We start from the raw sequence: 20,658 nt of genomic DNA, 5'->3' as shown, positions 1-20,658 counted from the left end.
CTATGCACACTATTATTCAATACTTTCAAAAAATTTGTTTCTATATTGGGTTGGCGTAATTCCATATTTTTTTTGAAAACACTTACTAAAATACTTGGGATTTTTAAATCCTGTTTTATAGCATACTTGTGAAATGTTGATTTTGTTTTGCTCAAGTAGTTGCACCGCTCTTTTCATTCTAATTTCATGTATAAATTCATTAGGAGTAAAGTTGGTCCATGCCTTAATTTTTGTAAAAAGCATGGTTCTACTAACCCCTAGTTCTGAGCCAAAGAAAGGAATATCAAATTGGTCATTTGAAATGTTCTTTTCCACTATGTTAAATGCTTTTTTTAGTAGCTTTTCGTCAATTGAGTTAACGGTTATGTCACTAGGTTTTAAATAGGCTTCACTAGAAAACTTATTTTTTAAACGTAAGGTAGCATCTAATATATTCTTGATGCGTAGTTTAAATTCTTTAATATTAAATGGTTTACTGATATAATCATCTGCACCACTTTCTAAACCTTCAAACTTATAAATTAATGAGGTTCTTGAAGTCAATAAAATAACAGGTATATGGCTCGTATTTATATTTTCTTTAATTTTAGTACATAGCTCAGTTCCAACCATATTTGGCACAATTACATCGCTTATCACTAGATCAGGCATAAATTTCAAAACCTTTTTTAATGCAACTTTCCCATCCTCGGCCTCAATGACATTATAGTCTTTTTTTAATAAATTCTTAATAAAAAGCCTTAAGGGTTTGTGATCTTCTACTACTAAAAGGGTTGGTTTATTTTCTTCTACAACTAAATTATAAATTGTATTATTACTTAACTCAGTATGCTCTAATTGAGATTCGTATTGGCTAATGTCATCACTTATTTTAAAATCATTAATAATTTCGTTATCTGATAGATGTAATCTACCCAAAGGCAAGATTACCCTAAATATGGTACCGTCAGTACTTTTGCTTTTTACTTCGATATAGCCTTTGTGTAAATCAACTATATTTTTCACAATAGAAAGTCCAATTCCTGTACCTTTATTATAATTTTCTTGTGGTTTATTATGGATGGGTATTTCAAAAAATCGATCAAATATTTTATCTAAATTTTCTTCTGCTATACCCACTCCAGAATCTTCAACTTCGATAACAAGATTACTTTCTTTTTTTATTACACGTACACAAATACTACCTCCTTTGGATGTATATCTGAATGCATTTGATATTAGATTATAAAAAACGCGTTCTAACTTTACCCTATCATAAAAAAGAGGTATTACTTCATCTGAAACATCAAAGGTGTAAGTGTAATTTCCATTTCTGGCGAACTCTGTAAAAGAAAGATGTATTTCTTTTAGAAATTTTACAATATTTCCCTCAGCAGATTGTAGTTTCAATTCCTTGTTTTCAAGCTTTCTAAAATCCATCAACCTATTAATAAGTTGAAGTAAATGATTTGCACTACTTTCTATGACTAACAGCTTTTTATACATTTTATTACTACCTGTATAATCAGACAGCAATTGTTGTAATGGGCCTGATATTAACGTTAGTGGAGTTCTAAATTCATGAGAAATATTTGTAAAGAACTTTAGTTTTGCTTCATTTATTTCTTCATTTCTTATATTTTCTATATGTTCTAGTTCCAATTCATGCTTGAGTTTCGCTTTAGATTTTAAAAACCATAATAGAATAAATAAAGCAATGCCAATTAATAGTGCGTAGATTGTAAATGCCCACCAGCTTCTCCAGGGTGCAGGGTGCACTAAAATTTCAAGTGTGGTAGATTTTTCATTCCAAACACCATCATTATTGGCACCTTTTACCTCAAAAATATAAGTGCCAGGGTTTTGAATCGTATAATTTACTTCGTTATTAGAGGTTGTATTCCATGCATTCTCTAAACCAACCAATCTATAAGTATATTGATTGTTTGAAGGATTAATAAAGTTGGGAATAGCAAAGTTTAGCGAAAAATTCGCCATATCATAGTTTAGTTCTAATTTATTGGTATAACTAATGTTGTTTTTTAAAATAGCATCCTTACCATCTATATGTACCGACGTATTCATGATTCGAAAACCTGTCAAAATAACTTGTGGAGAATAGGTGTTTTGGGCAATGCTTTTTGGGTTAAATGTTGAAACACCCGCAGGTCCACCAAAATAAAACCTGTTACTATTCAGTTTTAAGGCCGCATTATCGTTATATTCATTACTAACTAAGCCATCCGTTTGATCGTAGATTGTAATATTTTTAGTAACAGCGTTATATTTTATTACACCATGGTTAGAGCTTAGCCAAAGGTTACTATCATCATCTTCTAAAATAGCATGAATGGAAGTAATTTCTAAATTGTCTTTCTTTAAAGGTACTTTAATAAAATCAGTGCCATCAAATAAGTAGAAGCCATTTGCCTTAGTTCCAACCCAAATATTAGTACTGCTGTCTTCATAAATTGTTAGAATATCAATACCAGAAATGATTTCTTTATTATAGAAAAAATGATCAATTTCAAATTCTTTTTTATCTAAATCACCAAGAGAAAATAAATTTAATCCACTTTGAGTACCTGTCCATAACCTATTTTTAGAATCTATGAGCATTGACCTTATTCTATTATTGGATAATGAATTACTTTTATCTGGTTCGTTTTGAAAGTTCTTAAAAGATTTTTCAGCTATATTATACCTTATTAAACCTTTTCCAAAAGTACCCAACCAAATAATATTTTCATTTTCTTGTTTAATCACATAAACGCCTAATTGAACTAAAAAGGTTTGAAGTTCTTTTGATAAAACACTATTGGTTATACGTTTAGTTTTAAGGCTGAAAATTGATAAACCATCAGAAAAAGTGCCAATCCATAACTCATTTTTCTTTAATAATATTGATTTGATATTATCATCAGATAGCCCTTTCGTATTTGAACTATTAATATAATTTGATTTTCCTGTATTATTGTCAATGACTGTTATTCCTCCACCTTCGGTTCCAAAATAAATGTTTTCATTTTTATCGGAGACAATTGAACTCACTACATTATACCCCAAACTATTTTCACCAATGTTTTGATGTAAATTGGTGAAGTTGGTATTCGATTTATCCCACAGGCTTACACCTCCATAATATGTTCCAATCCAAACTGAACCATTTTTATCCGTATAAATTGACTTTACTTTACTTAACCCCGAATATGCATTGGGTTTATTGATAACTGGGTTTAATTCACCATTGGGTTTAAAAACAACCACCCCACTATTTGTGCCCAACCATAAATTGCCCTGTTCGTCAAAATCCATAGACCTTAAATCAAGGTCTAAACCTTTAAATCCAGCAACATTCTTAAAAGGTACTAAGATCTTGGAATTTGTATTGATTTTATACAAACCATTTGATTTTGTAGCGATAAATATATTATTTTGATTGTCTGCTATTATGTCTTGGACATACAGAATATCTTTACTTTTAAATTGTATGAATTTATAATTATTACCTTCATTATTAATTAGTTTACATAAACCTTTTGAGGTGCCAACCCAAATTTCACCTTCTTTATCTTCTAAGATACTCAACACATAATTTCCTGGCAGACTATATGGATTATCTGGGTCATTAAAGAGTGTAGAAAAAGTCTTTGTTCCTTTATTGTAAATGGAAAGTCCGTTTGATGTGCCAATCCAAATTTTATCACCTATCTCTTTGACCTTCCAAACGGTGTTATGAGCAAGAGAATTAGTATTGTTTGTATGAAAGTATCTTTTAAAAGTATTGTTGATAGGATTATACCTATTTAAACCATTATAAGTACCAATCCAAAGCATACCCTCTGAATCTTCTGTAATGGTTAAAATATCACTATTGCTTATTGATAGAGTATCATTTATTTTGTTACGATAAATTTTAAAGCTATTGCCATCATACTTATTTAACCCATCTCTTGTACCAAACCACATTTGTCCCAATTTGTCTTGGTGTATGGCAATTACCGTACTTTGAGATAACCCATCAGTCGCGGTTAAATTTCTAAATTCGTAGCTGTCAGTTTGTGCGTGAATGATGATTGCAGATACAAGACTAAGAAGTAAAAAAAAGGCAATTCGTTTCATACAATGTGTCTATGACAAAAATAATAAGCACAAGTTAATAAAATGAAACTAATGTGCATAGGTTTTTAGAATAAGGAATTTTTAACTTCATTTTTTTCCGTAATTGCGTAATCGTTTTTTTAATTGATAATTATATAAAGAAGGCGTTTTTGTTAATGACTTGTTAGTGGATTCAATATAAGTCTTATATCCATATTCTATTTTGAAATTATGGTTGCCATGAACACCTATTACTCTAGCGAAGGGGCCATCTTCCATGCCATTTAGCACGAATGGTTTTGTGTCGCCTAATTTGTTTTCTACTTGAATATTAATATTCCAAAATGTGGAATAAGCACCATGAGAAGGTTTCCAATATGGAGCACCACCTCCAGCAAAAAGAGGATAACTGCCATCTTTATGTACATTTAAATGCACCTTTACATTATCAAATAAGTTTTGATGGTTAGCACCTGAGTGTTGGTCAAGTACAGGATTTGAAAATACCTCACAATTTTGGTACACATTTTTTGTTGAAAAAGTATTAAAACTTAAGGGATGTACTGCATTGTTATAAACCTTTAAATTATTGACGAGAACATTGTGAACACCAGCCATAGCAACCGTATAATGTGCCATATTATCTCCGGTGGTAACTATATCTTTAATACTGATATTTGCGGTTTCTTCAGCAAGAATACCACTATCAGCATTATGGATAACCACATCTTTTACCCAACTGTTGAAAACCCGTGTTAGAAAAATACCATTATAACCTGGCTCTACGTGATGGGCTACTCTTGGTGAATTGGGAAAAGTAATTCGCAAGTGCTCAATACCAACTTCTTTTAAATGTTTCCACGCGACCAATTGAGCTTGATATTCACTTCTAATGTCAATTGTTAAAGGGGTTTTAATAGTCACTTTATTCCCTGATATTTTTACAATTTCTACCTGTTGTCTTACGATTGGTAAACTAGGAAATTCCCAATGGTGAGAACCTACTTTGACTCCGATATTTTTATACAAATCATTAATGATAGATCCGTTTTCACCATCCTTATTAAAAAGATCTAATTGGACTATATCCCCAATTTTTAAGTTATTCAACTCTGATACTATAAGTGTTTTTTCTCCACGTCTACCTTTAATTACTTTAGCAAGCATTTTTTGTGGTTGATCATATTTTCCTAAATACGATTTTACTCTTTCTCCTGGAACTTGTGTCCAAATCATACCACCAGACCACGCATATTGAGAAAAAGGTAGGTCTATATTATTTTCTTTTTCACGTTGCCTTTTGTCAAATTTTAGTAAATATTCTCTCAATTCAACTAAAGATTCAGGATCTTTGAGGTACATCATGGGTCTTGGACAATATATTTCTGTACCGCCTTTACCAATTCCTGTGCCTCTTAAAACAAAATTACTTCGTTCAATATAAAGAATATTACTTAAGATAAGTTTACCTGCGGGTAATTGCAAGATGATATTTCCAGACATTGTTTTAGTCGCTTCTAAGGCATTCAAGAGTGCTTTAGAATCATCTAATCCATCATTTGGAATAACTCCATAATTAGTTGCTAAAATAATTTCACCAAATAACATTGGAAGTGGCACTTCCCCATTATGATAGCCTGCGTAGCTAAAATCAGGTAGATAATTGTTTTCGATTGTTGTTAAATCGCCAATAATTTTAGGAAGTTCTTGTGAAATACAAATCCATGATTGGAAAATAAGGACTAAATGTATTATGAATCTTTTTTTCAGCATATCCAAATGGGTTAACTAATATTGTTCTTAACAAAAGTAATTGTATAATCGAGTAATTGAGTCCTTTTTTAGGGGTAATATTGTACGTTTTTCACTTCCTATTTTTAGAATTAGCAACACGGATCATTTATCCATTTAACAAGAACAAAGCCTAAATCTAAATCGTAATACCACTACACTTAAGAATATCAGTGAATTATAAACACTGTCATCTTAGTATTATAAAAAAGGAATAACATGGCAGTTAAAGTTAATCTCCCCTACTCTCTTTGGAAGCTTTAACGTTTCAATTTTCTCAATTTAACAAAGAAGTTTATTTTTAAGTGTGTTTAAAACATTTAATACGTAATAAAGTTATATATTGTACCTTATAAAAGCTCCTGTGTAAAAACTTAACCATGAAAAAAGCATCTCCACTTATTGCAGTCATTTTACTTGTAATTATAAGTTCTTGTACTAAAAATGCACAAAAAATATTTACACGAAATGATATCAATATTATTCCGCAACCATTAGAATTAGCTCTTACTAAAGGTGTTTTTCAATTTTCTAGCGACACGAAATTTATAGTTTCAGACGAAGGATTAAAAGAAATAGCTAAGGGACTAATTTACACATTAGAAAATGCTGCAGGTCTTAAAATAGAAATAGTTACAACGGCTCCAAATAAGAATTTTATCCAATTGATAAGAGATGAAAAATTTGAAAACGAAGCCTACGAATTCATTGCTAGTCCTAAAAATATCATCATAACAGCAAAAGATAATGCTGGTTTTTTATATGGCTTAGAAACCTTACGCCAACTATTACCAACCGCTATTGAAAGTACTCGTTTGTCTCAAACGACTAACTGGATGATACCTGCCTTAATTATTAAAGACCAACCTCGTTTTAAACATAGAGGTTTTATGTTAGATGTGTCTCGTCATTTTTATGACATCGACTTTGTGAAACAAACTATAGATCGCTTAGACATGCATAAAATGAATGTGTTGCACCTACATTTAGTAGATGATCAAGGCTGGCGAATAGAAATAAAGAAATACCCAAAGTTGACCGAAGTTGGTGCCTATAGAAACGGAACCATAAAAGGTTATTACCCAGGAAATGAAAATGACAATAAAGTGTATGGAGGTTTTTTTACACAAGAAGAAATAAAAGATATTGTGGCCTATGCCTCAAAACGTAACATCACTGTTATCCCTGAAATAGAACTACCGGGTCACAGTAGTGCGGCAATTGCAGCTTATCCCTATTTAAGTTGTTTTCCTGAAGAACCCACAAATGTTCATCATAACATGATGTCTATAACGTCAAAAAAACAACAAGCGAATGGACAACTAAAAATTGTTCAAGAATCATGGGGTATTTATGAGGATATTTATTGTGCTGGTTAAGAGGAGGTGTTTTTATTCTTAGAAGACGTGCTCGATGAAATTATACCGTTATTTCCATCTAAATATATTCATATTGGGGGTGATGAAGCCATAAAACGGCATTGGGAGGTTTGCCCAAACTGTAAAAAACGAATGAAAAATGAAGGCTTAAAAGATGTACATGAATTACAAAGTTATTTTGTAAAACGTATTGAAAAGTATATTAATTCTAAAGGAAGAAAAATAATAGGATGGGATGAAATTTTAGAAGGTGGATTAGCACCTGAGGCTACCGTAATGAGTTGGAGAGGTACAAAAGGCGGACTAGCTGCCACGGAACAAGGTCATGATGTAATTATGACACCGGCTTCTCATTGCTACTTTAATCAATATCAAGGACCAAGAAGTGAAGAGCCCTTAGCCTTTAATGCATTTACGCCATTAAGCAAAGTTTATGAATTTGACCCGATTGTAAAAGGAATGACTGAAGCCCAAGCAAACCATGTTTTAGGAGCTCAAGGCAATTTATGGTCTGAATATATAACAACCAATGAGGAGACAGACTATATGACGTTTCCAAGACTTGCTGCTCTCTCTGAAGTACTATGGAGTACAAAAGAATCTAGAAGTTGGGAGAGCTTTACTAAAAGATTAGAATCTCAATTTGAGCGTTATGATTATTTGGGAATTAATTATGCAAAAAGTGCTTACTTAGTGACCTCTACTTTAACTACAAACTTAAAAGATAAGTCAATAAACATATCTTTAGAAAATGAATTTCCTAATCCCGATATTCGATATGTTTTAGGTGATAAAAATATTGACAACAAAGCTATAAAATATACAGATGCTCTTGATTTTTCAGAAACAACAATTTTAAAGGCTTCTTTATTTAAACATGATAAACCTATTGGTAAAAGTTATATAGATACTATAAATATCCATAAAGCTTTTGGTAAAGCCTTAACATTTAAATCTACTTATAGTAAAGACTATCAAGGTGATGGTCCTTTAAGCATGGCAAACGGAATTAGAGGTTCAAAAAACTTTGGAGATGGACATTGGCAAGGTTGGTTAGAAGAAGATATGGAGGTGGTTATCGATTTAGAAAAGCCACAACCTATTAAAGAAGTAAGTATAGGTACTTTGCAAAATTTAGAATCAGGAATTTATTTTCCCACAGCTGTAACAGTTTCTATTTCTGATGATGGCACTACCTATGAAGAAATTGGAAAAGTAGAACGTAAATTTAATATTAGAACTAAGAAAGATATAATTAACTTTAAAATTAAATTCAAAGAAACCAATACACGTTATGTAAAAGTAATTGCAACCAATTTAAAAAAAGCTCCTAATGATGCTGGTGCTTGGCTATTTGTAGATGAGCTATTAGTTCATTAAAAAGGATTCCTTTTGCGTCTATAACACTATAAATTACTAAGGATTTTAATAAAAATATTTCTAAAGACTAAGGATAATAATTTAACACGTAAGCTAAAAAGATGAAGAATAAAATTGTACTTATCGTTTTGTTTATATTTATAACTACAAACCTGTCAGCGAAAGAATATCACGTATCAAAGCAAGGTAATGATTTAAATAGTGGCTCTTTGCAAAGTCCATTTTTAACTATTAACCAGGCCGTAAAGTTTGCTTTTCCTGGTGACACCATTACTGTTCATGCAGGAACTTATCGAGAATGGGTGAAACCGTTACAAGGTGGAACGTCCGATCTCAAAAGGATTGTTTATCGGGCAGCCCCTGGAGAAAGAGTTGAAATTAAGGGGTCTGAAGTAATCACAGGTTGGCGAAAGGAAAAAAATGGGGTTTGGAAAGTGATTATACCTAATACTTTCTTTGGTAATTATAATCCCTATCAGGAATTAATTCATGGAGATTGGTTTATTGATAATGATCGTATACATCATACCGGAGAGGTATTTATTAATGGAAAATCTCTTTATGAGAAAGAAACTATTGAAAAAGTACGGCATCCAGTGGCTATAAATAACAGTTCAGATCCCATAGGTTCAACCTATACTTGGTATTGTGAAAGCAACGCAACACATACCACCATTTGGGTCAATTTTCAAAAGTACAATCCAAACAAAGAATTGGTCGAAATAAGTACCCGAAAAACATGTTTTTATCCTGAAAAGCCAGGTCTCAATTATATAACAATCAAAGGGTTTCATTTTAGTCAAGCTGCCACACAATGGGCTGCACCAACTGCTGAACAAGTCGGCATGATTTCAACCCATTGGAACAAAGGGTGGATTATTGAAAATAATGTAATAAGTGACTCAAAAACCAACGGAATTACGCTTGGTAAAGAACGTGGTACCGGACATAATACTTGGACGGCAGATGCCGAAAACATAAATAGAGACGGCAATATACATTACATTGAAGTCGTATTTAATGTACTTAGAAATAATTGGAATAAAGAACATGTAGGTACTCATATCGTTAGAAATAATACGATTTATAATTGTGAGCAAACCGCTATATGCGGTAGTATGGGAGCCGTTTTTAGTACTATTGAAAATAATCATATTTATAATATTTATACCAAGCGTCAATTTAAAGGTTATGAGATGGCCGGAATTAAACTTCATGCTCCCGTAGACGTTACTATAAAAAATAACAGAATTCATGATGCGGGTCGCGGCATTTGGTTAGACTGGATGGTACAAGGTGCACGTGTAAGCAGCAACTTATTATATCGTAATGACATGGACGATCTTCTAATCGAAGTGAGTCATGGCCCTTATATTGTAGATAACAATATTTTACTATCCGAAACAGCAATAGTAAATTGGTCGCAAGGAGGAGCTTATATTCATAATTTAATAACTGGTAATGTTAAATTAGTATCTGATAAAAATCGTTTTACGCCCTATTTTTTACCACATTCCATTGATATGGCAGGTTTAACTACAATTCATGGAGGTGATGATCGATTTTATAATAATATATTTACCACGGCTGACTCTAATGGTTTGAGTAGTGCTTATGAGTCTGCTGAATTACCGTCTTGGCTTTATGGAAATGTTTACTTTAATCAAAAGGAATCAACTATAAACGATTCACATAATGAGGTCCATTTAAATTACAATCCCACCGTGAAATTATTGGAAAAGGAAGGGGATGTATATCTTCAATTTTCTGTAAATAAAGCCTTTTTAGAACATAGAGTTGAACTAATTTCGACCCAAACATTAGGGGTAACAAAAATTGTAAAGACCGTTTTTGACCACCCTAACGGTTCTGAAATAATTTTTAATGTAGATTATTTCGGAATCAATCGCTCAAATGACAATCCAGTTGCAGGACCATTTTCAACTATAAATATGGAAAATGGCTCCTTAAAAATATGGAATAGTAAAGAGTTATAAAATGTGATTAGCCAATATGAAATAAAACTAGTAACCGGTATCGTAGTAATATAAAAAACTTCCTTCTTATCTTTGTTAAAAAATAGAATAGATATATGTAATGGTATATACTTTCTATCTTCGTGGTAATATAAAAACATACAAACAATGAAGATCATACTTAATTTACTAATTGTTGCCTTATTAATCGTTAGTTGTGCAAAAAATAAATCGAAATCAAAAGAACTTACAAGTAGTACGGAAACTACAAACTATACTGGTACTGCCAGTATTACAAAAGGTATAGCTACCACTATTACTGAAGATATTTATTCTTGTGAACGTGGACGAAAGACTGATGTTGGAGAAATTACTTCATCAGATGGTAAAAAATGGACGGTACCCGCACAAACCAATTATACAAATACTGATTTTCCATTTTCTGCTGATTTGTTTAATTCCTGTGAAGGAAATAATTATGCAACGGTAAAAGAAGCTCTATCCCATTTTGATGATTCCAACATCGTAGAAATTGACAAAGAAGGTGAGCTTTTTACAGCCTATATCTTTGCTGACAACTATTTTGAAATGTATGTTAATGGTATCGCTGTTGGTAAAGACAACGTTCCTTTTACAGCGTTTAATTCTAGTATTGTAAAGTTTAAAGTTCAAAAACCATTTACCATCGCTATGAAATTGGTGGATTGGGAAGAACATCTTGGGGTAGGTTGTGAAGCCAATAGAGGTAAATCTTTTCACGCTGGGGATGGCGGAATGGTAGCCATAATTAAAGATGAACAAAATAATAGTATAGCAACAACTAATGAAAATTGGAAAGCACAGACTTTTTACACTGCACCGATAACGGACTTAAGTTGCGTATCAGAAGATGGTAATTATAGATATTCTAAAAACTGTGACACCAATGGAGGTCAAGATGGAACTGCTTTCTATGCTTTGCATTGGGAAATCCCTAATGATTGGATGAAGACTGATTTTGATGATTCTATTTGGCCAAATGCAACCACCTATACAAACAAAACCATTGGGGTAGATAATAAACCTTCGTACACTAACTTTACTTCTATTTTTGACGATGCTGAAAATGATGCCGAATTTATTTGGTCTACCAATGTTGTTTTAGATAATGAAGTTTTAGTACGCTATACCGTTAAATAATCTAGCAACAAAAATTAATAATTACAAAATGAAAAACAGTCTACTATTCCTTATTACAATGATGCTTTTATTTTTGGGGAATTCTTGTACCCATAACAAAGAAGCTTCACTTTACAGATTTGATGATTTTAAAACCATCAACGCAGATTTTAAATTGAATAGTAAAGCGATAGCTAATGGAAAATTATTGGATGCTTTTAAATGTGAAGAAAAAGTAGCCGATGTAGAAAATTCTATCCCACTATCTTGGTCTAATGTACCGGAAGGCACAAAATCTTTAGCTATCGTAATGTATCACTACCCAAAAAAGGATGATAAATCAGAAATAAACTCCTACTTACTTTTATGGGGTATCAACCCTTCTGATTCAGAAATTCCTTATAAAATGGCGAACAATCCCAATTGGTTTATGGGATCAAATAAAGATGGAACCGCCATTTCTTATACCTCACCTTGTTCTCGTGGACCTGGAAAACATAAGTATACCATTGCTTTATTTGCATTGTCGGAAACCCCAAAATCACTTCCTAAATCTAATTCTCTTGATGTTGATTTAAATACTTTTATGAAAGCCATTTCTGATGATAACATCATTGACATAACAACTTTAACTTTTATAGATTCTAATTAATGAAAAAGGTAGTATTCATAGTAATAATTCTGTTTTTATCCTTTCACGTTTCTGCTCACGAGGGTGGACACGGTTCGTCCACAAAAGTTTGGCATTTTTTGAATAGTGAAATGAACTTAAATGCTGATTTTATTGAAAAAATTGACGAAACGGTTTATCTAATGAATGATAAACACCAAGTTGAGGCCTTCAATATTTCAGACTTCACAAGTAAAGAACAACAATATATTTTGAATAAGGCAAATTGGATTAGCGATAAAAATACTTTACAAACAGAGCATGAACTATATTCAATCAACTATTCTAAAATTTTAATTTATGTTGGTGTTACCCTATTACTATTTTCATTCTGTATGTTTAGGAAAAAGAACAAGTCTATAATTTTAGCTTTTAGTTTTATAGGATTTGCTGTTGTTATTATGGGTTGCAAAACCAATAGTTCCTCAAAAGGTATAAAAATGGCAAAAAATGATGTTTCCTATTTAGAATCTATTTTTGGAGTTTTTGACAAAGTGACTACACGTGTCGATAACAAATATTTTTACATAGAATCAGATGGAATACCTGAACACGAAATGATGACAGGTATAACCAATTGGCAACAACAAGTCCCTATTAATCACGATTATTCAGGTACTAATGCTTGGGCAATTCCTTTACACCCCGAATTGGCTGAAAATCCGCTATCAACAAAAGACAATTTTATGAAAGGAGCCATTGCTATTTCTGCGAATGGAATACCCATTTTTAATCCGTTAAACAATCGTGGTGAAGATGCAAACGCCATTGGAGAATTAGACAAATGGGGCGGACATTGTGGAAGAGCTGATGACTATCATTATCATTTACCACCTGCACACTTACAATCTAAAGTCGGTAATGACAAACCGATAGCCTATGCTTTAGATGGTTTTCCAGTTTACGGTGAAACGAATGAGCCTTTAGACGAAAATCTTGGGCGTTTTACTTCTGACAGTACCTATCAATATCACGCAGTTAAGGAATATCCGTATCTCATTGCTGCCATGAAAGGGAAAGTTGAAATAAATCCAAGAACTAAAGCACCAGAAAATGAAATAATGCCACAAGCTAAAACAAGAGGAGTGCGACCTGATTTAAGACCGCTACGTGATGCCAAAATTATCGATTTTAAGAATCCGAAACCTAACCAATATAGCTTAAAATATGAAGTTAAATCATCAATTTATACCATAAATTATAGTTGGGATAACAACGGGAATTATAATTACGAATTTATAAACCCAGACGGAACAACTACAAATTCAACATACAAAAGGAAGTAAAAACTACTATCAAGAAAAATCTGAAATGATAAATCCCTCAAAAGTAAAATTCATTAATCTTCAACGGATTACCTAAAGTTAAAATAAGTCATAAACTACAAGTAATTATATTTCTTATATTTGATAATCTCTAATATAGATATATGTAAGGGTACATATATCCCTTTATTGCAAACCATATTTCAAGTCGAGTCATATCAGATAATCTAAATGAACAACTTATTTAATTTATTTATCATAATGCTCCTTTTAACACTGAACGTTGCCTGTGTTGAAAAAAAATCTCACCCAAAGGAAATTAGCAATTCTAAAATTGTAACACAATTTAAAACCAACACTTTAAAATTCACTTCTGGAATTCGGGCAATCTTACAAGACAGTAAAGGAAATTATTGGTTTGGAAGTCAAAAAGAAGGCGTCAGTTATTATGATGGAAAAGCTTATCAATATTTTACCCAAACGGATGGCTTACCTGATAATCAAATCCGTTCTATACAAGAAGGTCCTGATAGAAATATTTGGTTTAGAACGGCAAACGGAATAAGTATGTATAATGGAGTAACGTTTACAAACTTTTCAACTGAACCTAACACCCCAAAATTGGAATGGAAGGCAACTGCTGAGAATTTATGGTTTAGTGCTGGAGAAAAAGAAGGCATACATCTCTATGACGGAATAAATTTGAATTATTTAAGTATTCCAAAGCTAAAGAATGAAAACCCTAATAATTCATATGGAACAACAGGCATTTCTAAAGATAAAAATGGTAACGTATGGATAGCTACTTATTCCGCTCTATTCTATTTTGATGGTAGCTCAATAACTAATTTTGATAATAGAAAATTGGCACTTAAATACAATGAGAAGTTGCATATACGAAGTGTACTAGCAGATTCAAAAGGGCAAATTTGGATAGGAAATAATGGAATTGGTGTATTACTGCACAACGGGGAATCGACAATTAACTTTTCAGAAAAAAAAGGATTAATTCACGCTAATAGTTCAGGAAATGGTGACCTTTCTCCAGCAGGAACACTCGAACATGTTTTTACTATTGCAGAAGATAGTCATGGTAATATTTGGTTTGGAGACCGAGACACCGGAGCTTGGAAATATGATGGAACATCAATGATAAACTACACTATTGATGACAAGCTTTCAACCTCAATGATTTGGTGTATTTATAAGGACAAAGAGAACAATTTGCTTTTTGGTATGGCTGATGGTGGCGTTTATAAGTTTAATGGAAAATCATTTACCAAAATCTTTTGAAAAGAAATATGAACATATAACAAACACATAATTGGCTGAAACTGAAGTTACCTCTACTCCCCTACCTTTATATAATCTTCAGGTTCTCTTAGAATAGTCCTTACAGATTTTCTGTCTGTGTTTTATTTACGAATTTAGCTACATAGACACAGTTACTTTTCTAATTCCATACGACGCAATATTTAGTAGATAAAAAAACAACCTTTAAACCTTATTATTTTTTTATAGTCTAAAATAAAACTATAAAATTATGAGAGCTTACAAATACCTTTATTTACTATCTGGTTTATTACTTTTTTCAATAGCCTGTAGCAAAGATGATGACAATACATTTCCTGAAGAAAATTCCATAACGGGCTATAAAATCGTAGATACAGGAGTTGAAGACTTTTACGATAATACTTCAGTTATTGCTGAACCTTCATCAAACCAAGCCTTTTATGGACAAGATGCAACCTACTCAGGCAACCAACCGAATTACACAGATAATGCTGATGGTACAATTACCGATAATATAACAGGATTAATTTGGGAAAAAGATATGGGTGATAAAATCACTTTTGATGACGCCTTTACCAAAGCTGAAAATTCTACTTTAGGTGATTATACCGATTGGAGAGTCCCGACGTTAAAAGAACTCTACTCTTTGATTAATTTCACAGGAAGGGTGCAAGGTGAAACCGCGATTGATCTATTTATCAATACCAATTATTTCAATCAACCTATTGGTGATGTAAGTATAGGTGAAAGAGAAATTGATGCCCAGACGTGGTCATCAACAGCATATGTAGGGCTAACAATGAATACAGACGAAACAGTATTTGGTGTAAACTTTATTGATGGTAGAATAAAAGGTTACCCAAAATTTAAACCTGCAACTGGGGCTGAGAATGAAATGTATTTTAGAATGGTTCGTGGCAATACAGCATATGGAGAAAATGATTTTATTGATAATGGAGACGGTACTATTAGCGATTTAGCTACTGGCCTAATGTGGCAAAAAGCAGATGATGGAATTTCTAGAGATTGGGAAGATGCCCTTGAATATTCTGAAAATTTAGAATTAGCTTCATTCAATGATTGGAGGTTGCCCAATACCAAAGAATTACAAAGTATTGTTGATTATACAAGATCACCACAGACTACTAAATCTCCTGCCATAAACCCAATATTCGAAACCACAGAAATCAATTATCCTGATGGCAATTCAGGAGGACATTATCCATTCTTTTGGACCAGTACAACACATTTAGATGGTGCAAATCCATACAGTGGTGCCGTTTATATTGCATTTGGTGAAGGCTTAGGAGAAATGAATGGTATTCTTTTAGATGTTCACGGTGCAGGTTGTCAAAGAAGTGACCCAAAGAGTGGTGACATTAATGATTACCCTCAATACTTCGGCCCCCAGGGAGATATTAGATATGTTTATAATTATGTGAGAGCTGTAAGAACTATTTCAGAATAAACATTATGGCCAGAATAAAATATATTGCACTTATTATTTGCTTTAATTTCTTTATAAACTCTTGCTCAAAAGACAACAATATTATTGAAGAAATATCTAGCTCATCAAAACCAAATATTTTATTAATTATTGCTGATGATTTTGGTTTAGATGCTTGTCCTAATTATGATATTGGTGCTATAAAACCAAATATGCCAAATTTACAACAACTAGTTAACAATGGTATAACGTTCGATAATTTTTGGGCCTTTCCGATGTATTCTCCAACAAGAGCATCAATTCTTACCGGAAAATACGGAATAAAAACAGGTGTATTAAATGCCTCAAATGCTTCTACAATAGATGCAAATGAAAAAACATTACAAGCTTATTTAGATGAAGAACTAAATGAAAAATATAGCCATTCAATTATTGGGAAATGGCATCTATCAAATAACGAACCTAACCGCCCAACAGAAATGGGTATAGATTACTATGCTGGTCTTTTAGGTGGCAGTGCAAGTAGTTATTATCTATGGAATTTAGTTGAAAATGGAGTGAGTAATCCCTCCACGGAGTACATCACGACCAAAACTACCAATTTGGCCATAGATTGGATTAATAACCAAGACAACAATTGGTTTTGTTGGTTGGCTTACTCAACACCACATACACCATTTCATCTTCCACCTACTGAAATGCATTCACAAGGAAACTTACCCGAAGACCAAGCAAGTATAGACAACAATCCACTACCCTATTTTATGGCAATGGCAGAAAGTATGGACTATGAAATTGGTCGTTTATTAGATAATATTCCTCAAGATGAAATGGATAATACAATTATAATTTTTATGGGAGATAATGGTACTTCTGGAGAAGTTATTCAAGGTCCGTATGCGAGTAATCGTAGTAAAGGAAGTATCTATCAAGGTGGAATTGCAGTTCCTTTAATTGTATCAGGAAAAGGAGTTTCTCGAATAGGCGTCAGAGATACAAACCTTATTAATTCTGCAGATTTATTTACCACTATTGCACAAATAGCTGGTATTAATATAAATACGTATGAAAATAGTAAAAGTTTTTATTCTTTGTTTACTCAAGCAACATCAAACAATAGAACTTATAATTATTCAGAGGTATTGAATAATTCCCCTACTAAATCTGGTTATACAATAAGGGACAATACCTATAAATTATTTGTATTAAATGATGGAACAGAAAGGTTTTATAATTTAAATCAAGACCCTTATGAAACTAATAATATCATAAACAACCTTACAAATGAAGAACAAGTTGCATACAACAACTTAAAAACGGAAGAAAATTCTATTAGAAATTAACAAAACCAAATGTCAACGAAAAAAATATATAAAATGAAGAAACACCTTGTTTTGGTGCTGCTTTTTTTAGGAACACAACTATTTGCTCAAGAAAATTATGAACAGTTAACTGCAACAATAATTGGGTCTGGCTCACCAAAATTTAATACAGAACGCTCTGGTCCTTCCGTGTTAATATCATATAAAAACACTCAGATTTTAGTAGATATGGGCAATGGAACCCAAGCCAATTTAAACAAAATAAATACAAAAATTAAAGACATAGATGGTATCCTTTTTACACATCATCATTTAGACCACAATGAGGAGTTTGCTCCTATTTTTATTCACTCAATTCTTGGAGGTAACAAAACAATAATTGCAGGTCCGAAACAGACCACTTCAATAATTGATAATATTCTTGAAATTTATGAAGAAGACATTGCGTATAGATTATCAAAATCTGGAAGAACTATAAGTGATGTCAAATCTAATTTCACTGCAAAAAACTTAACAGGAAACAACACATTCTCTATAGGTGCTATTACGGTTACTTACGCACCAGTAAATCATACTATTGCCACGCTTGCCTATCGTTTTGATGTAGGTAATGAATCTATCGTGATTTCTGGCGATTTAACCTACTCTAAATCCTTGCCCAATTTGGCTAAAAATGCAGATTATTTAATAATGGACTCTGGTGGTGCTATCGAATTAGGGGCTAAAAAGAATGATAAAAAAAGTAAGCACGATGATAACAACAAAAAAACGAAACAAAAAGCACACGTTAATTTAACAGAAAGCTCACAAATGGCTAAAGAAGCAAATGTTAACAATTTAGTATTAACACATTTCGTCTTTACAACTATTGATGAAGAAGCTACAACTGCTGAAATACGGAAGAATTATCTAGGCACAGTTATTTATGGAGAAGATTTAATGGTACTACCTTTAAAACAAAAAAGCACTTCAAACAAGAATTCAAATTTAAACTATAGCTACTCCATTGTTGATACAGGAGTTAAAGATTCTTATTCTGACATGGAAAAAATTTCTAAGCCAACTGATGGAGAATCATTTTACGGACAAGATGCCAACTACAACGGTAATCAGCCGTCATATACTGACAATGGTAATGGTACTGTAACTGATAATGTCACAGGTTTAATGTGGGAACAGGACATGGGAATAAAAATGACTCTGGAAGAAGCAATACTAAAAGCAAAAAATGCAACATCAGGAGGTTATAGTGATTGGAGGGTACCCACTATTAAAGAACTTTATTCGCTTATTCAGTTTACAGGAAAAGTAAAAGGAACCACTGCTATAAATCTATTTATTGATACCAACTATTTTAATCAACCTTTAGGAAATAGCAAAAATGGAGAACGAGAAATTGATGCACAAACCTGGTCTTTAACAACATATGTTGGACGAACAATGAAAAGTGACAAAACCATCTTCGGTGTTAATTTTGTAGATGGCCGGATTAAAGGCTATCCTAAATTCCATCCTAAAACAGGTACTGATAATAAAATGTATTTTCGCTTGGTGCGTGGAAATACAGATTATGGAAAGAATAACTTTATTGATAATGGAGATGGTACAGTAAGTGATTACGCAACAGGTCTCATGTGGCAAAAAGTTGATGATAGTACTGGTAAAAATTGGGAAGAGGCCCTAGCATATGCTGAAAATTTTGAACTTGCTGGGCACTCAGATTGGCATTTGCCCAATGCCAAAGAATTACAAAGCATTGTGGACTATTCTCGCTCTCCACAAACCACCAGTTCGCCTGCAATAGATCCTATTTTTGAATCCAACGAAATCAAAGATCCACAGGGAAACCTTGGACAATATCCCTTTTACTGGACCAGTACAACACATTTAGATGGACAAAACCCATATGCAAGTGCTGTTTATATTGCTTTTGGTGAAGCACAAGGACAAATGAATGGTAGATTGATGGATGTTCACGGTGCTGGAGCTCAAAGAAGCGATCCGAAAAGTGGAAATAAGAATGATTATCCTCAATATTTTGGACCACAAGGTGATGTTAGATACGTCTATAATTATGTGAGATGCGTTAAAGAAATAAACAACTTAGAAAATACAGAGATGATACAACCAGTTCCGAAAACCGAACAGGTAGAGCAAAACCAACAAAATAATAATAATTCTAATTCAAAAACCACATCCCCATCTTTCGAAAAAATGATAGGAAATATGGATACCAACAATGATGGTAAAATCTCTAAATCAGAAGCTAAAGGTAAATTGAAAGAAAACTTTAGTAAACGAGATAAAAACAAAGACAATTTTATTACGGAAGATGAATTGACGCGAAAAAAGAGATAAAAACGGGTTACAGTGAAATACTGTGATAAAAATTTACCTAATAATATTGATTTGTATTCAATGGGCTCCCAAAAGTCTGTATAAACCATAAACTACAAGTAACTAAATTTCTTATATTTGGTAATCTATATTATCAAATATTTCTAACCTATGGAAGTCATTGAAGAAGATTTAGAAAAGGTTTTTCATTTTTTAGTAGAATCATTCGGTTTTGAAAAAATGCCTGAATATTCTTTTGTTAAAGAAGTTTACAATGATTATTGGAAAAGGAATCTATTAATTAAATTCATATATGACGGTACGCTCAGAATTAATTTTTAAAAGCTAAATAAATACGAGCAGAATATTTTTTTTTCTGAAAGCAATCATAAGCGTATATTATTCCTCCAAAATAAAATCGGTGTTGACGAACTGACAACTCTATATAGCATTAAAAATAACTTTAAGCAACAAGCCGAGCTGATTGCAGATACTTTAAAACTGAATAGTACTATGCTGGATGGAAAATTGAGAAAGTTGAATCCATTATATAAATTGAT

12 protein-coding genes and 1 pseudogene are annotated in these 20,658 nt (G+C 32.4%); 11 read left to right on the top strand and 2 right to left on the bottom strand.

What is annotated here, in order from left to right:
- Positions 1–12: 12 nt before the first annotated feature.
- Together D3P13_RS06205 and D3P13_RS06200 are read right to left on the bottom strand one after the other, a co-directional pair.
- Entirely contained in the window at positions 13–4,101 is a 4,089-nt protein-coding gene (locus tag D3P13_RS06205; protein ID WP_117880454.1) for a hybrid sensor histidine kinase/response regulator transcription factor, read from the bottom strand.
- A gap of 87 nt (positions 4,102–4,188) precedes the next feature.
- Complete coding sequence (locus tag D3P13_RS06200; protein ID WP_117880453.1) at positions 4,189–5,853, bottom strand: DUF4955 domain-containing protein; 1,665 nt, start codon at positions 5,851–5,853, stop codon at positions 4,189–4,191.
- 398 nt (positions 5,854–6,251) lie between these two features.
- Between D3P13_RS06200 and D3P13_RS06195 the strand changes: the two are divergent.
- The 11 genes and pseudogenes from D3P13_RS06195 to D3P13_RS21875 form a co-directional block, all read left to right on the top strand.
- Positions 6,252–7,832 (top strand): annotated as a pseudogene (locus tag D3P13_RS06195) (beta-N-acetylhexosaminidase); the annotation flags it as partial.
- A gap of 111 nt (positions 7,833–7,943) precedes the next feature.
- A complete protein-coding gene (locus tag D3P13_RS22345; RefSeq protein WP_317124792.1) occupies positions 7,944–8,630 on the top strand; it encodes a discoidin domain-containing protein in 687 nt (228 codons plus the stop codon).
- Between the two features lie 101 nt (positions 8,631–8,731).
- Positions 8,732–10,627 carry a right-handed parallel beta-helix repeat-containing protein gene (locus D3P13_RS06190; RefSeq protein WP_117880452.1) on the top strand — a complete coding sequence of 632 codons (1,896 nt, stop codon included), beginning with the start codon at positions 8,732–8,734 and terminating at the stop codon, positions 10,625–10,627.
- 147 nt (positions 10,628–10,774) lie between these two features.
- Positions 10,775–11,785, top strand: coding sequence for a hypothetical protein (locus tag D3P13_RS06185; RefSeq protein WP_117880451.1), 1,011 nt, complete (start codon positions 10,775–10,777; stop codon positions 11,783–11,785).
- A 28-nt stretch (positions 11,786–11,813) separates the two neighbouring features.
- Entirely contained in the window at positions 11,814–12,416 is a 603-nt protein-coding gene (locus tag D3P13_RS06180; RefSeq protein ID WP_117880450.1) for a YbhB/YbcL family Raf kinase inhibitor-like protein, read from the top strand.
- Positions 12,416–13,720, top strand: a complete 1,305-nt coding sequence (locus D3P13_RS06175; protein WP_117880449.1) for a YHYH protein — start codon at positions 12,416–12,418, stop codon at positions 13,718–13,720. Before D3P13_RS06180 ends, D3P13_RS06175 begins: the two co-directional genes overlap by 1 nt.
- A 210-nt stretch (positions 13,721–13,930) precedes the next feature.
- A complete protein-coding gene (locus D3P13_RS06170) occupies positions 13,931–14,992 on the top strand; it encodes a ligand-binding sensor domain-containing protein (RefSeq protein ID WP_117880448.1) in 1,062 nt (353 codons plus the stop codon).
- Positions 14,993–15,242: 250 nt separating this feature from the next.
- Entirely contained in the window at positions 15,243–16,460 is a 1,218-nt protein-coding gene (locus D3P13_RS06165) for an Lcl C-terminal domain-containing protein (RefSeq protein ID WP_117880447.1), read from the top strand.
- Positions 16,461–16,465: 5 nt separating this feature from the next.
- Complete coding sequence (locus D3P13_RS06160; RefSeq protein WP_198679980.1) at positions 16,466–17,782, top strand: sulfatase-like hydrolase/transferase; 1,317 nt, start codon at positions 16,466–16,468, stop codon at positions 17,780–17,782.
- Positions 17,783–17,815: 33 nt separating this feature from the next.
- Complete coding sequence (locus tag D3P13_RS22065) at positions 17,816–20,119, top strand: Lcl domain-containing protein (RefSeq protein ID WP_198679979.1); 2,304 nt, start codon at positions 17,816–17,818, stop codon at positions 20,117–20,119.
- Positions 20,120–20,269: 150 nt separating this feature from the next.
- The gene (locus tag D3P13_RS21875; protein ID WP_157972840.1) at positions 20,270–20,440 is read left to right on the top strand and encodes a hypothetical protein; all 171 of its coding nucleotides are present in this window, start codon (positions 20,270–20,272) and stop codon (positions 20,438–20,440) included.
- Positions 20,441–20,658: the final 218 nt, after the last annotated feature.

Source organism: Aureibaculum luteum, assembly GCF_003449015.1.
In the GTDB taxonomy this organism is placed as follows: Bacteria; Bacteroidota; Bacteroidia; order Flavobacteriales; family Flavobacteriaceae; genus Aureibaculum; species Aureibaculum luteum.
Note: the sequence above shows the minus strand (reverse complement) of the source record. Positions and strands in the feature narration are given on the sequence as shown.